A 13761-nucleotide genomic window follows, 5' to 3' on the forward strand; every position below is an offset into this window, starting at 1 on the left:
GCGAATTTAAGTCGATGAGCAGCCCGTATCGACCTCTGCGCGGGGAGTGACCGGCCCCGGTTACGCCTGTTTCGAGGCGAGTTCGACCAGGGTGATGTCCGAGGGCGCCCCGACCCGTACGGGAGGTCCCCAGGCGCCCGCGCCCCGCGAGACGTACAGCTGGGTGTCGCCGTACCGTTCGAGCCCCGCGACGGTCGGGTTGGCCAGTTCGGCCAGGTAGTTGCCGGGCCAGAGCTGGCCGCCGTGGGTGTGGCCGGAGAGCTGGAGGTCCACGCCGTGGCGTACGGCGTCGTGGACGACGATCGGCTGGTGCGCGAGGAGGACCGCGGCGCGGGCCCGGTCGCGGTCGCCGAGGGCCCGTGCGAAGTCGGGGCCCTGGCCCTCGCTCTCCCCCGCGATGTCGTCGACGCCCGCGAGGTCGAAGCCGGCCGCGATCTCCAGCCGCTCGTTGCGCAGCGGGCGCAGGCCGAGTTCGCGGACGTGGTCGACCCAGGCGTCGGCGCCCGAGAAGTACTCGTGGTTGCCGGTCACGAAGAAGGAGCCGTGGCGGGCGCGGAGCCGCGCGAGGGGCTCCGCGGCGGAGCCGAGGTTCTCCACGGTGCCGTCGACGAGGTCGCCGACGACCGCGATCAGGTCGGGCTGGGTGGAGTTGATCGCGTCCACGATGCGCTGGGTGTGGGCGCGGCCCAGGATCGGGCCGAGGTGGATGTCGGACACGACGGCGATCCGGTAGCCGTGCGCGGCGCGCGGCACCTTGGCGAGCGGGACGGTGACCCGCTTGATCCGGGGGCCGCGCAGCACGCCGTACGCGCCGTATCCCACGGTCGCCGCGGCGACGGCGGCGGCGGTGCCGCCGACGACCCGGGAGACGAAGAGCCGCCGGGAGACCTCGGCGGGTGCGGACACGGACGCGGACGCGGGCTCGGCCGGCCCGGCGGGCGGCTCGGCGGGGGTCTCCGCGGGCGTCTCCACGGCGGGTGCGGCCTCGGGGACGAGGACCGGCACGGGAGCGGCCGCCGGCGCGGCGGCCGTCGCCGGCACGGGAGCGGTTGTCAGTGCGGCGGTCGCCGGCGTGGCGGCCGTCGCCGGCGCCGCCGCCCTCGCGTCCCGGCGGGCGAGCCAGGCACGCAGGGCGGGCCGGACGGCCTCGCCGACGGCCAGGGCGAGCGTCACGTACAGGAGCAGGGCGAGCCAGAGGAAGCCCGGCCAGGCGACCGCCTGCTGGAGCACGAAGGGGGCTCCGGCCCGGGCGGAGCCCAGGGCCGCGAACGACAGCAGGGGCAGCACCACGACGGCGACCGTGCCCAGGCGCCGGGGAAGGCTCCCGCGCGTCGTGACGTCACGCACGAGGCGCCGCCACACGTACCAGTGGACCGCGCCGAGCAGCGCGAGAACCACGATCAGGACCAGCAGGAACACGACCACGCCCCGAAACCCCTCTTCTCAGTCAGTCGATCGATCGGCGCGCGGCGCGCACCCCACGCAACCCGAGCACCCCGATCACCGTCCCCAGGACAAAGGACGTGACGGCGAGCAGCAGGTGAACCCAGAAGTAGGCCGTCGGGTCGCCGGCGTCGTCGAACGCGAGGCCGCTCCCGTCCTGCCACAGGTTCTTGACGAAGGTGACCCAGATGAACCAGCTCCACACCCCGAACGCGAGCAGGAACCAGGAGACGCGGCGGCTGAGCTTCATGACCCCAGTATCACCGTGCGCCTCCCGGCCCCCGCGTCCGGGTGGACGAGCCGGGTCGAAGCGCCAGCCGGGGTTCGGATCCCTGTTCCGTACCTGTACGTTCACGACCGTGTCTGCTTCGAAGAAGGCCGCTTGGGCGGTCGCCGCTGCTGTGTTGCTGCCGCTTGCCGTCGCCGTGCCCGCCCACGCGGACACGAAGGACGAGAAGGACAAACAGCCCAAGCCGCCCGCCACGATGTCCTCGCTCGGCGGCCCCCTGCTCGGCAGCCCCGGCACCCAGGTGAAGTTGGGCCCCGGCGCCCCGGTGCTGCCGAAGGACCTGTCGGGCCGTGCCTGGATCGTCGCCGACGCGGAGAGCGGCCAGGTCCTCGCCGCGCACAACGCGCACTGGCCGCTCGCCCCGGCCTCCACCCTCAAGATGCTCTTCGCGGACACCCTGCTGCCGAAGTTCCCCAAGACGCAGAACCACCTGGTCACCAACGCCGACCTGGCGGGGATAGGAGCGGGCTCCAGCCTGGTCGGCATCAAGGAGAAGCAGACCTACAGCGTCCACGACCTGTGGCTCGGCGTCTTCCTGCGCTCGGGCAACGACGCCGTGCACGTCCTGACCAACATGAACAACGGCCTCCGGCAGACCGTGAAGGACATGAACGCCCGCGCGCGCGAGCTCCAGGCGCTCGACACCCAGGTGGTCTCCCCGGACGGTTACGACGCCCCGGGCCAGGTCTCCTCCGCGTACGACCTGACGCTCATCGCCCGCAGCGGCATGCAGAACCCCGACTTCCGCGCGTACGCCGCCACGCCCAGGGCCGTCTTCCCCGGCGAGCTGAAGCCGGGCGGGAAGAAGCGCGAGACGTTCGAGATCCAGAACACCAACCGGCTGCTCACGGGCGACTTCGGCGTCGCCCCCTACCAGGGCATCGCCGGGGTCAAGAACGGCAACACCACGCACGCGGGCGCCACCTTCACGGGCGTCGCGGAGCGCAACGGCAAGGTCCTCCTCGTCACGGTGATGAACCCGTCGTCGAAGGAGCAGCACGCGGTCTACCGCGAGACCGCCCGGCTGCTGGACTGGGGCTTCGCCGCGGCGGGCAAGGTGACCCCGGTCGGCGAGCTGGTGCCGCCGCTGTCCGCGCGTACGGGGACGACCGTGCCGGCCGACGGTTCGGCGCCCGCGCCCGGCAAGAACGCCACCGCGGACACCGTCCGGGCCGCGGCCACCGACGAGAAGTCCGGTGGCGTGGGGATCGCGCTCGCCGTGGCCGGCGGGGTGCTCGTACTCCTCGCCGGGGCCGTCTTCCTGGTCAACCGGCGCTGGCCGCTGTCGGCGTCGGCGGGGCGGCGTCGACACCCTCAGCCGGATCCCGACGTGAATCCGTAGCCGTCCAGGCGGCACAGAACAGCAGGAGCTTCGCGGTGAAGTTGATCCAGAGCATCAGGGCGATCGGAACGCCGAACGCCCCGTACATCGACTTCCCCGCGACGTCCCTCATGTAGCCGCCGAGCAGCAGCTTGAGCAGCTCGAAGCCGACCGCCCCCATGAGCGCGGCGATCACGAGCGCGCGGCGGGGCGGGTGCACGCCGGGCAGCAGCGTCAGCACGTACAGCAGGATCAGGAAGTCGGCGACGACGGCGACGAGGACGGCGGCGGCCTGGAGGAGGACTCCACCAGCCCCTTCGCCGGAGACGCCGACCTGGTCCGCGCTCCAGCCGACGGCGGTGGAGCCGAGCCAGGACGCGGCGAGCGAGCCGACGGCGACGCCGCCGAAGCCGACGAGGATGAGCGCGTCCTTGCCCTTTAGCACGACCGGGTTGCCCTCGTCCACGTCGTCGAGCTTCCACACCGCGCGCAGACAGTCCCGCATGGAGCCGACCCAGCCGATGCCGGTCACGAGGAGAAGCGCGCCCGCGACGAGTCCGACGGTGCCGGCGTTGGCGACCAGGCCGCCGATGTCGAGCTGCTCGGAGATCCCCGGGACCTGATCGGCGATCTTCTCCTCGATCCGGTCGAGCTGCTCCTGGGAGAGGAGCGCGGCGCCGATCGCTGCGGCCAGGGTGATCAGCGGGAAGAGGGCCAGGAAGGAGAGGAAGGTGATCGCGGCGGCGAGCCGGCTCCAGTGGACCTCGTCGAGGGTCTCGTACGCGCGCCAGGCGTGGGTGCGCATGAGGCGGACGACCCAGGGGCCGATGACGGGGATCTTGGTCAGCCAGTCCATGTGCGTAGCTCTACCCGCACCTCCCCGCTCGATCCGCGCGCTGCTCCGGGGTGTTTTCGTGACACTCCTTTAATCACCCATTTCGCCGAATCGCCATGCCGCACTTCAATACCGGCATAAGCGACAGAGACGGCTATACGGTCACCCTCATGGCTGTCGAGACCCACGTCCTTGACGACGACTGCGTCGCACTCAGCGGCTGGGGGCGCACCGCCCCGACCCTCGCGCGCGTGTACCGGCCCCGCGGCCACGCCGAGGCGGCCGAGGCCGTCCGCGCCCACGGGGCACGCGGCACGATCGCCCGCGGCACGATCGCCCGCGGTCTCGGCCGCGCGTACGGGGACGCCGCCCAGAACGCCGGCGGCACCGTCCTCGACATGACCGGCCTCGACCGGATCCTGGCCGTCGACGCCACCACCGGCCTCGTCGTCTGCGAGGCGGGGGTCAGCCTGCACCGGCTGATGGCGGCGCTGCTGCCGCTCGGCTGGTTCGTCCCCGTCACCCCCGCCACGCGGTACGTCACCGTCGGCGGCGCCGTCGCGTCCGACGTCCACGGTACGAACCACCAGGTCGTGGGCTCCTTCGCCCGGCACGTCACCGCCCTCGAACTCCTCACCGCCGACGGCGGCGTCCGGACCGTGCCGCCCGGCACCCCGCTCTTCGACGCCACCACCGGCGGCATGGGCCTGACCGGCGTGATCCTCTCCGTCACCCTGCGGCTGCTGCCCGTCGAGACCTCGCTGATGAGCGTGGACACCGAACGCGCCCGCGACCTCGACGACCTGATGGACCGGCTCGGCTCCACCGGCCACCGCCGGAGCCACTCCGTCGCCTGGATCGACCTGCTCGCCCGGGGCGCCGCCACCGGCCGCGCCGTCCTCACCCGCGCCGACCACGCCCCCTACGACGCGCTGCCCCGCCGCCACCGGGCCCGCCGTGAACCCCTCGCCTTCCGCCCCGGACGGCTGCCCGCCCCGCCGCCGTACGTCCCCGGCGGGCTGCTGAACCGGACCACCGTCGGACTCCTCAACGAGCTCCGGTACCGCCGGGCCGCCCGCGCGAGCACCGGCCGGCTCCAGCCGCTCACGGCCTTCTTCCATCCCCTCGACGGCATCCCGCACCGGAACAGGGTCTACGGGCGCGAGGGCGTCGTCCCGTACCGCTTCGTCGTCCCGTACGGACAGGAGGAGGCCCTGCGGAGGGTGGTCCTGCGGATCGCCGCGCGCGGCTGCCCCTCCTCCCCCGCCACCCTCAGGCGCTTCGGCGCGGGCGGCCCCGGCTGGCTCTCCTTTCCCCGCCCCGGCTGGGCCCTCGCCCTCGACCTGCCCGCCGGGCTCCCCGGGCTCGGCGCCTTCCTCGACGCGCTCGACGAGGAGGTCGCGGGCGCGGGCGGCCGGGTCTGCCTCGCCCAGGACTCGCGGGTACGGCCGGAGGCGCTGGCCGCGATGTATCCCCGGCTCGACGAGTTCCGCGCCCTGCGCGCCGAGCTCGACCCCCGCTCCACCTTCACCTCGGACCTCTCCCGCCGCCTCGCCCTCTAGGAGCCCCCATGAAGGACGCCTTCGGCGCACCGCAGTCCCTGCTCGTCCTCGGCGGCACCTCCGAGATCGGGCTCGCCACCGCCCGGCGGCTGATCGCACGGCGGACCCGTACCGTCTGGCTGGCCGGGCGCCCCTCCCCCGCGCTGACCGCCGCGGCCGACTCGCTGCGCGCGCTCGGCGCCGACGTGCACACCGTCCCCTTCGACGCGCTCGACACCGAGTCGCACGAGGAGCGGCTCGGCAAGATCTTCACGGAGGGTGACATCGACATGGTGCTGCTCGCCTTCGGGGTCCCCGGCGACCAGGCGCGCGACGAGTCCGACCCCGTCGCCGCCGTCCGCGTCGCCCAGACCAACTACACCGGCGCCGTCTCCGCGGGACTGGTGTGCGCGGGCGCGCTCCAGGCGCAGGGGCACGGCTCGCTGGTGGTGCTCTCCTCGGTGGCGGGCGAGCGGGCCCGCCGCGCCGACTTCATCTACGGCTCCTCGAAGGCGGGGCTCGACGCCTTCGCCCAGGGCCTCGGGGACGCGCTGCACGGCACGGGCGTGCACGTCATGGTCGTACGGCCCGGATTCGTGCGCTCGCGGAGGACGGCCGGGCTCGCGGAGGGGCCGCTCCCGACCACCCCGGAGGCGGTCGCGAGCGCGATCGAGCTGGGGCTGCGGCGCCGCTCGGAGACGGTGTGGGTGCCGGGGGCGCTGCGGATGGTGATGGCCGCGGTGCGGCACGCGCCGAGGCCGCTGTTCCGGCGGCTGCCGGTGTGAGGTGCTGGGGGGCGGGGCGGAGGCGTCAGCCGGTGGGGGTGGCGGAGGTCAGCCCGTAGGGGTGGCGGTCGGCGCATCGCACGGGCTGACGCCCTGCGACGGGACGGCCGGCACCGGACGGCCGCTGCCGAACATGTAGTCGCACAGCTTCCGCCAGACGCCGTCCGGACCCTGCTCGTACAGAGCGAAGGAGCGGCAGGTCCAGGCCGCCTCGTAGCCGGCGAGCTCCTCGAACGCCCGGTCCATCCCCTCCTCGGAGATGCCGTGCGCCACGGTGACGTGCGGGTGGTACGGGAACTGGAGCTCGCGCACCAGCGGCCCCGTCTCGTCCCGGATCAGGTGCTGGAGGCGGCGGCAGGGCGAGTCGCCCTCCTCCACCTTCACGTAGACGACCGGGGAGAGCGGACGGAAGGTCCCGGTGCCCTTCAGGCGTACCGGGAAGGGCTGGTGGCCGGCGGCGACACCGGCGAGGTGCGTCTCGATCTCCGGCAGCCGCTCCTCCGGGACCTCGGTCGGCGGGACCAGCGTGACGTGCGTGGGGATGCCGTAGGCGGCCGGGTCCCCGAAGCCGGCGCGCCGCTCCTGGAGCAGGCTGCCGTAGGGCTCCGGGACCGCGATCGAAACGCCGAGCGTTACGGTCCCCACGTCGTTCTCCTCCGTCGTGCTTCGACTGGTGTGCGGTGGTGGCTTGTCTGCGGTGGTGGCTCGTGTGCGGTGTGGCGCGGGGTGGTGCAGCCGCCAGTGTGCGGCCTGCACCACCCTTATGGCCAGAGTCGTCCGCCTCGGTGCCCGCTGGGCGGAAGGTCCGTGCCCGGCGGGCAGGACGTCAGTGCTTGGCGGGCAGGAAGCCCATCCGGTCGTACGTCTGCGCCAGCGTCTCGGCGGCGACCGCGCGGGCCTTCTCGGCTCCCTTGGCCAGGACAGAGTCCAGCGTCTCCGGGTCGTCCAGGTATTCCTGGGTGCGGGTCCGGAACGGCGTGACGAAGTCCACCATGACCTCGGCGAGATCCGTCTTGAGGGCGCCGTACATCTTGCCCTCGTAGCTCTTCTCCAGGTCCGCGACGGAGGTGGAGGTGAGCGTGGACATGATCGTCAGCAGGTTGGAGACGCCCGCCTTGTTCTCCGGGTCGAAACGGATCACCGTGTCGGTGTCGGTGACCGCGCTCTTGACCTTCTTCGCGGTGACCTTCGGGTCGTCCAGGAGGTTGATGAGGCCCTTCGGCGTGGACGCCGACTTGCTCATCTTGATCGTCGGGTCCTGGAGGTCGTAGATCTTCCCGGTCTCCTTGACGATGTACGGCTTGGGGACGGTGAAGGTGTCGCCGAACCGGCCGTTGAAGCGCTCCGCGAGGTCGCGGGTCAGCTCGATGTGCTGGCGCTGGTCCTCGCCGACCGGGACCTCGTTGGCCTGGTAGAGCAGGATGTCCGCGACCTGGAGGATCGGGTACGTGAAGAGGCCGACGGTGGCGCGGTCGGCGCCCTGCTTCGCGGACTTGTCCTTGAACTGGGTCATGCGGGAGGCCTCGCCGAAGCCGGTGAGGCAGTTCATGACCCAGCCGAGCTGCGCGTGCTCGGGGACGTGGCTCTGGATGAAGAGGGTGCAGCGGTCCGGGTCCAGGCCGGAGGCCAGCAGCTGGGCCGCGGCGAGGCGGGTGTTCGCCCGGAGCTCGGCGGGGTCCTGCGGAACCGTGATGGCGTGCAGGTCGACGACCATGTAGAAGGCGTCGTGGGTCTCCTGCAGTGCGACGTACTGGCGGATCGCACCGAGGTAGTTGCCGAGGTGGAACGAGCCCGCCGTGGGCTGGATTCCGGAGAGCGCGCGAGGTCGGTCAGAGGCCATGCACATCATTCTCTCAGGTGTGGGAACCGATCCCCGACTGCCGGTGTATCAAGAGTGTGAGGACGCGGGAGGGGGGCCTGGTCGACGACGAGGCCGCGGTGATCGAACGGGTACGCGCCGGGGAGCCGGAGGCGTACGCGGCACTGGTTCGCGCGCACACGGCGGTCGCTCTGAGGGCGGCGGTGGCGTGCGGCGCGGGCGCGGAGGCCGAAGACGTGGTGCAGCAGGCCTTCTTCAAGGCGTACCGCTCCCTCGGCCGGTTCAAGGAGGGCTCGGCGTTCCGGCCGTGGCTGCTGCGGATCGTCGTCAATGAGACCAGGAACACAGTGCGCTCGGCGGGTCGGCAGCGTGCCGTCGCCGGCCGGGAGGCGGACCTGCTCGGGGGCGAGCCGCGGATACCGGAGTCCGCGGACCCGGCGGTCGCGGCAGAGGAGCGGGAGCGGAGGCGGCGGCTGCTCGGCGCCTTGGACGGGCTCACCGAGGACCACCGGCAGGTGGTGATCCACCGCTACCTCCTGGAGCTGGACGAGACGGAGACGGCCCAGGCGCTCGGCTGGCCGAGAGGGACGGTGAAGTCCCGGCTGAGCCGGGCGCTGAAGAAGCTGGGGCTCGTGCTGAAGGAAGGCCCGGAGGAGCGGGAAGGAGGTGGGGAGCATGGCTGACGAGGATCTGCCGGAGGAGCTCAGGGCGCTGGGCCGGCGGCTGCGGGTGCCGGACGTGGACGGCGAGACGATGGCCGAGCGGGTGCTCGCCCAGCTCCTCGCCGAGCGGGTGCCGGTGCCGGTGCCGGGGGCTGGGCCGGAGCCGGTGCCGGAACGGGAGCGGGAGCCGGTGCGTCCCGGTCGGTCGGCGGCGGCGTCGGCGTGGGTGCGCGCGCGGTGGCGGGCGCTGGTGGCGGGGCTGACCGGGGTGCTGATCGTCCTGGTGCTCACCCCGCCGGTGCGGGCGGCGGTGGCGGACTGGTTCGGCTTCGGCGGGGTCGCCGTGGAGCACGACCCGGGCGGCCGCCCCGCGCCGCCCGGCGCGGGGGTGCCGGGGTGTCCGCGGCCGGTGCCGTTGGCGGAGGCCGGGCGCAGAGCCGGCTTCGAGCCGCTGATACCGGAGGCGCTCGGCGTGCCGGACGCGGTCGCGGTGACGGGCTCCGCCGAGCGGGGCCGGGCGGTGATCAGCCTGTGCTGGCGCGACGGGGAGCGGACGGTCCGGCTCGACGAGTTCCCGGCCCGCCTGGACATCGGCTTCGCCAAGCAGGTCAGGACGCAGCCGGAGTGGGTCGACCTGCCGGACGGCGCGCAGGGCTACTGGTTCGCGGCCCCGCATCTGCTGACGTTCCCGATGGCGGACGGGGCGGGCTCGGTGTGGACCCATGAGGTCCGCACGGCGGGCCCCACGCTCCTCTGGACGAGGAACGGGGGCACGCGCACCTTCCGCCTGGAAGGCATACCGGACCGCGAGGAGGCCCGCCGGACGGCGGAGTCGACGGGCGGGTAGGTGCCGGGGAGCGGGAGGCGAGGCCGGGCCCTGCCGGGAGCACTCCCCGGCCGGGCGCTCCCCGGCCGGGCGTGGTCGGTCAGACCGGGAGGCCCGGGGCCGGGTACGCGGCCATCAGGGCGGCGACCTCGGCGCGGACGGTGCCGAGGGCGTCCTCGTCGCCCGCGCCGGCCGCCGCGACTCCGCGGTCGATCCACTCGGCGACCTGGTCCATGTGGTCCGGGGTGAGGCCGCGGGAGGTGAGGGAGGGGGTGCCGATGCGGATGCCGGAGGGGTCGAAGGGCTTCCGGGAGTCGTAGGGGACGGTGTTGTAGTTGACGACGATGCCCGCCCGGTCGAGGGCCTTCGCGGCGATCTTGCCGGGGACCTGCTTGGGGGTCAGGTCCATCAGGATCAGGTGGTTGTCGGTGCCGCCGGAGACCAGGTCGAAGCCGCGGGCGAGCAGCGCCTCGGCGAGGGCCTTGGCGTTGGCGACGACGGCGTGGGCGTAGTCGCGGAAGGAGGGCTGGGAGGCCTCGCGGAGGGCGACGGCGATGGCGGCGGTGGTCTGGTTGTGCGGGCCGCCCTGGAGGCCGGGGAAGACGGCCTTGTCGAGGGCCTTGGCGTGCTCCTCGCGGGACATGAGCATGGCGCCGCGCGGGCCGCGCAGGGTCTTGTGGGTGGTCGTGGAGATCACGTCCACGTGCGGGACCGGGGACGGGTGGGCGCCACCGGCGATGAGGCCGGCGATGTGGGCGACGTCGGCGACGAGCACGGCACCGGCCTCACGGGCGATCTCGCCGAAGGCGGCGAAGTCGATCGTGCGGGGCAGCGCGGTGCCGCCACAGAAGATGACCTTCGGGCGTTCCTTGAGGGCCAGCTCGCGGACCTGGTCGAAGTCGATGAGCCCCGTGTCCTGGCGTACGCCGTACTGGACGCCGCGGAACCACTTGCCGGTGGCGGAGACGCCCCAGCCGTGGGTGAGGTGGCCGCCCATGGGCAGGGCCATGCCCATGACGGTGTCGCCGGGCTCGGCGAAGGCGAGGTAGACGGCGAGGTTGGCCGGGGAGCCGGAGTAGGGCTGGACGTTGGCGTGGTCGACGCCGAAGAGGGCCTTGGCGCGCTCGACGGCGAGGGTCTCGACCTGGTCGATGTTCTGCTGGCCCTCGTAGTAGCGGCGGCCGGGGTAGCCCTCGCTGTACTTGTTCTGGAGGACGGTGCCGGAGGCTTCGAGGACGGCGGCGGAGACGTAGTTCTCGCTGGGGATCAGGCGCAGGGTCTCGGCCTGGAGGCGTTCCTCGGCGCCGACGAGGGCGGCGAGTTCGGGGTCGGCGGTGGCGAGTGCGGGGTGCTGGGGGGCGTGCTGCGGGGCGCTCATGGCGGGTCCTCCGGGCGTCGGTGGGTCCCGGGGCACTGCGTGGGAGGCGCGGCGCCACGCGGGACTTCGGTCCCGTGACGCCCAGGCGGGCGGCGTCTCGTGTGGTCTGCCGCGCACGGCTCCCCCGGGGTCGCTTCCCCGTACGCCAGTCGCCGTGCGTGTTTTCAGAGTAGCGGGCGCGCCGCGCGGGAGGTTTCCCGGTCCGGCCTGCGAGCGACGATAGAAAGCAGGGGCCATACCCCTTCGGCGGGTCCATCCCGCGAGCCGCAGGACGAACGGAGATCCCGTGTCGAGCACACAAGACGCGATCGCTTCGGCGGAGGCGCACAGCGCACACAACTACCACCCCCTGCCGGTCGTCGTCGCTTCGGCGGACGGCGCCTGGATGACCGATGTCGAGGGGCGCCGCTATCTCGACATGCTCGCCGGATACTCGGCGCTCAACTTCGGGCACGGCAACCGGCGTCTGATCGACGCGGCGAAGGCCCAGCTGGAGCGGGTGACGCTCACCTCGCGCGCCTTCCACCACGACCGGTTCGCCGAGTTCTGCACGCGGCTCGCGGAGCTGTGCGGCAAGGAGGCGGTGCTGCCGATGAACACGGGCGCGGAGGCCGTCGAGACGGCCGTGAAGACCGCCCGGAAGTGGGGGTACGAGGTGAAGGGCGTGCCGGACGGGCACGCGAAGATCGTGGTCGCGGCGAACAACTTCCACGGCCGGACGACGACGATCGTCAGCTTCTCCACGGACCACGAGGCGCGGGACCACTTCGGCCCGTACACGCCGGGGTTCGAGATCGTGCCGTACGGCGATCTGACGGCGATGGAGGCGGCGGTCACCGAGAACACGGTGGCGGTGCTGATCGAGCCGATCCAGGGCGAGGCGGGCGTCCTGGTCCCGCCGGCCGGGTATCTGGCGGGGCTGCGGGAGCTGACGCGCCGGCGGAACGTGCTGTTCGTGGCGGACGAGATCCAGTCGGGCCTGGGCCGGACGGGGCGGACGTTCGCGTGCGAGCACGAGGGGGTGGTGCCGGACGTGTACATCCTGGGGAAGGCGCTGGGCGGCGGGGTGGTGCCGGTGTCGGCGGTGGTCGCCGACCGTGACGTGCTCGGGGTGTTCCGGCCGGGTGAGCACGGTTCGACGTTCGGCGGGAACCCGCTGGCCTGCGCGGTGGCCCTCGAAGTGATCGCGATGCTGCGGACGGGCGAGTTCCAGGAGCGGGCGACGGAGCTGGGCGAGCACCTCCACGCGGAGCTGGGCCTGCTCGTGGGCGGCGGTGCGGTGGAGGCGGTGCGCGGGCGCGGGTTGTGGGCCGGGGTGGACATCACGCCGTCCCGGGGCACGGGCCGGGAGATCTCGGAGAGGCTGATGGAGCGGGGCGTCCTGGTGAAGGACACCCACGGTTCGACGATCCGGATCGCGCCGCCGCTGGTGATCTCGAAGGAGGACCTGGACTGGGGTCTGGAGCAGTTGAGGGGGGTGCTGTCGGCCTGAGGGCGTAAGACCTGGACTTCCCCTGGCGGTGCGGCCGAGAACCGCCCGCGAGGGGGCATCGGCAGGATCAGATGCCTGGGCGGTAGCAGGAAGTGCTCGATCAGCCTGCCCGGACGCTGTTCTGCGGGCCGGCCGTCACCGTCGTGAAGGTCTGACGTCGGGCCGGTGACGGCTAAAGGATCACGTGCGGGAGGAAGCGGGCGTACTCGTCGGTGACGAGGCCCGACGACTCCCGGATCCCGAGTCCCGCCGCCTCGTCCTCGACGACCCACGCGCCGAGCACCACCCGGTTGCCGTCGAAGTCGGGCAGCGGGGCCAGTTCCTGGTAGCAGCAGGGGTCCCCGTCCCGTACGAACGGCTCCGTGCCCGCCTCGTGCAGGGTGACGCCCGCGCCCTCGCGGCCGAGCAGCGGTTTGGCCACCCAGCCGGTGGTCGCGGCGAGTTCGCGCGGTCCGTCGAGGTAGGCGGGGAGCAGGTTGGGGTGGCCGGGGTACAGCTCCCACAGGATCGCCAGGAGCGCCTTGTTGGAGAGCAGCATCTTCCAGGCGGGCTCGATCCAGCAGGTGGTGCCCGTGCCGCCGCCGTTGTCGAGGGTGTCGAGGACGTACCGGCCGAAGCGGTCGGTGGTCAGCCACTCCCACGGGTAGAGCTTGAAGCAGCTGCGGATGAAGCGGAGCCGGTCGTCCACGAAGCGGCGGGAGAGCCGGTCCCAGCCGATCCGTTCGACGGAGAGGGCCTCGGTCTCCAGACCGGCCTGCTGGGCGGTCTCGCGCAGGTACGCGACCGTCATCAGGTCCTCGCCGAGTTCGTCGCCGTCGGAGTGGACGAAGTGGACGGGTCCCGGCGGCAGCAGTCGGGCCTGCTTGCGCCAGGCGTCGACGAGCCGTTCGTGGAGGGAGTTCCACTGGTCGGCGCCGGGGAACCGCTCCTCCATCCAGAACCACTGCGGGCTCGCCGCCTCCACGAGCGACGTGGGGGTGTCGGCGTTGTACTCCAGCATCTTCGCCGGGCCCGAACCGTCGTAGTGCAGGTCGAAACGCCCGTAGAGGGAGGGGAGTTCGTCACGCCGGCGCCAGGACTCGGCGACCCGGGCGACGAGCTTCGGGTCTGTGATGCCGAGCTCGGCGAACCGGTCCCGCTCGACGATGTGCGCGGCGGCGGCCAGGCACATCGCGTGGAGCTCCTCGACGACCTCCTCCAGGGCCTCGACCTCGGGGAGGGTGAAGGAGTAGTACGCGCTCTCGTCCCAGTAGGGGCGCAGCGAACCGTCCGGGTAGCGGGTCAGCGGGTAGACGAGCCCCTGCTCCTCCACCGTCTCCTGCCAGCCGGGCCGGGGCTCGATGGTGTGCCGTTCCATGTGCCGGGCCCTC

Annotated in this window: 13 protein-coding genes and 1 riboswitch; of the genes, 6 read left to right on the forward strand and 7 right to left on the reverse strand. The window is 72.8% G+C overall.

Annotation, left to right across the window (positions count from 1 at the left end; all coding sequences use genetic code 11):
• Window positions 1–60 precede the first annotated feature (60 nt).
• Complete coding sequence (locus IO20_RS0112820; RefSeq protein WP_030549050.1) at window positions 61–1425, reverse strand: metallophosphoesterase; 1365 nt, start codon at window positions 1423–1425, stop codon at window positions 61–63.
• A gap of 22 nt (window positions 1426–1447) precedes the next feature.
• Window positions 1448–1693 (reverse strand): SCO4848 family membrane protein, encoded by a 246-nt coding sequence (locus tag IO20_RS0112825; protein WP_030549052.1) that lies wholly within the window; start codon window positions 1691–1693, stop codon window positions 1448–1450.
• A 109-nt stretch (window positions 1694–1802) separates the two neighbouring features.
• On the opposite strand from IO20_RS0112825, the gene IO20_RS0112830 reads away from it, so the two are divergent.
• Window positions 1803–3074 (forward strand): D-alanyl-D-alanine carboxypeptidase family protein, encoded by a 1272-nt coding sequence (locus tag IO20_RS0112830; RefSeq protein ID WP_030549054.1) that lies wholly within the window; start codon window positions 1803–1805, stop codon window positions 3072–3074.
• Here IO20_RS0112830 and IO20_RS0112835 read toward each other — a convergent pair.
• Window positions 2998–3909: a YihY/virulence factor BrkB family protein gene (locus IO20_RS0112835; RefSeq protein WP_030549055.1), complete on the reverse strand. Its 912-nt coding sequence runs from the start codon at window positions 3907–3909 to the stop codon at window positions 2998–3000. The two genes, IO20_RS0112830 and IO20_RS0112835, sit on opposite strands and share 77 nt — an antisense overlap.
• A 149-nt stretch (window positions 3910–4058) precedes the next feature.
• Between IO20_RS0112835 and dprE1 the strand changes: the two genes are divergently transcribed.
• A complete protein-coding gene (gene dprE1, locus IO20_RS0112840; protein ID WP_030549056.1) occupies window positions 4059–5450 on the forward strand; it encodes an FAD-binding oxidoreductase in 1392 nt (463 codons plus the stop codon).
• An 8-nt stretch (window positions 5451–5458) separates the two neighbouring features.
• Complete coding sequence (dprE2, locus tag IO20_RS0112845) at window positions 5459–6214, forward strand: decaprenylphospho-beta-D-erythro-pentofuranosid-2-ulose 2-reductase (protein ID WP_030549058.1); 756 nt, start codon at window positions 5459–5461, stop codon at window positions 6212–6214.
• Window positions 6215–6262: 48 nt separating this feature from the next.
• Here dprE2 and IO20_RS0112850 read toward each other — a convergent pair whose 3' ends face one another.
• Both IO20_RS0112850 and trpS read right to left on the reverse strand, forming a co-directional pair.
• Entirely contained in the window at window positions 6263–6859 is a 597-nt protein-coding gene (locus tag IO20_RS0112850) for a 2'-5' RNA ligase family protein (RefSeq protein WP_030549061.1), read from the reverse strand.
• 181 nt (window positions 6860–7040) lie between these two features.
• Entirely contained in the window at window positions 7041–8054 is a 1014-nt protein-coding gene (trpS, locus tag IO20_RS0112855) for a tryptophan--tRNA ligase (RefSeq protein WP_030549063.1), read from the reverse strand.
• Window positions 8055–8110: 56 nt separating this feature from the next.
• On the opposite strand from trpS, the gene IO20_RS0112860 reads away from it, so the two are divergent.
• Window positions 8111–8716 carry an RNA polymerase sigma factor gene (locus tag IO20_RS0112860; protein WP_030549065.1) on the forward strand — a complete coding sequence of 202 codons (606 nt, stop codon included), beginning with the start codon at window positions 8111–8113 and terminating at the stop codon, window positions 8714–8716.
• Entirely contained in the window at window positions 8709–9542 is an 834-nt protein-coding gene (locus IO20_RS0112865) for a hypothetical protein (protein WP_030549068.1), read from the forward strand. Before IO20_RS0112860 ends, IO20_RS0112865 begins: the two co-directional genes overlap by 8 nt.
• 79 nt (window positions 9543–9621) lie before the next feature.
• On the opposite strand, the gene IO20_RS0112870 is transcribed toward IO20_RS0112865, so the two are convergent.
• Complete coding sequence (locus IO20_RS0112870) at window positions 9622–10899, reverse strand: serine hydroxymethyltransferase (RefSeq protein WP_030549070.1); 1278 nt, start codon at window positions 10897–10899, stop codon at window positions 9622–9624.
• 72 nt (window positions 10900–10971) lie between these two features.
• Window positions 10972–11062, reverse strand: a riboswitch (ZMP/ZTP riboswitch).
• A 123-nt stretch (window positions 11063–11185) separates the two neighbouring features.
• Between IO20_RS0112870 and rocD the strand changes: the two genes are divergently transcribed.
• Window positions 11186–12391 carry an ornithine--oxo-acid transaminase gene (gene rocD, locus IO20_RS0112875; RefSeq protein WP_030549072.1) on the forward strand — a complete coding sequence of 402 codons (1206 nt, stop codon included), beginning with the start codon at window positions 11186–11188 and terminating at the stop codon, window positions 12389–12391.
• A gap of 172 nt (window positions 12392–12563) precedes the next feature.
• Here the strand turns inward: rocD and IO20_RS0112885 are convergent, their stop codons facing one another.
• Complete coding sequence (locus IO20_RS0112885; protein ID WP_030549074.1) at window positions 12564–13748, reverse strand: glutathionylspermidine synthase family protein; 1185 nt, start codon at window positions 13746–13748, stop codon at window positions 12564–12566.
• Window positions 13749–13761: the final 13 nt, after the last annotated feature.

Origin of the sequence: Streptomyces exfoliatus, from assembly GCF_000725545.1 — a bacterium.
In the GTDB taxonomy this organism is placed as follows: Bacteria; Actinomycetota; Actinomycetes; order Streptomycetales; family Streptomycetaceae; genus Streptomyces; species Streptomyces exfoliatus.

Coding starts and splice junctions, on each gene's coding strand:
- IO20_RS0112865 (WP_030549068.1), top strand. CDS start 8,709: ATGGCTGACGAGGATCTGCCGGAGGAGCTCAGGGCGCTGGGCCGGCGG.
- IO20_RS0112885 (WP_030549074.1), bottom strand. CDS start 13,748: ATGGAACGGCACACCATCGAGCCCCGGCCCGGCTGGCAGGAGACGGTG.
- trpS (WP_030549063.1), bottom strand. CDS start 8,054: ATGGCCTCTGACCGACCTCGCGCGCTCTCCGGAATCCAGCCCACGGCG.
- IO20_RS0112835 (WP_030549055.1), bottom strand. CDS start 3,909: ATGGACTGGCTGACCAAGATCCCCGTCATCGGCCCCTGGGTCGTCCGC.
- IO20_RS0112825 (WP_030549052.1), bottom strand. CDS start 1,693: ATGAAGCTCAGCCGCCGCGTCTCCTGGTTCCTGCTCGCGTTCGGGGTG.
- dprE1 (WP_030549056.1), top strand. CDS start 4,059: ATGGCTGTCGAGACCCACGTCCTTGACGACGACTGCGTCGCACTCAGC.
- dprE2 (WP_030549058.1), top strand. CDS start 5,459: ATGAAGGACGCCTTCGGCGCACCGCAGTCCCTGCTCGTCCTCGGCGGC.
- IO20_RS0112870 (WP_030549070.1), bottom strand. CDS start 10,899: ATGAGCGCCCCGCAGCACGCCCCCCAGCACCCCGCACTCGCCACCGCC.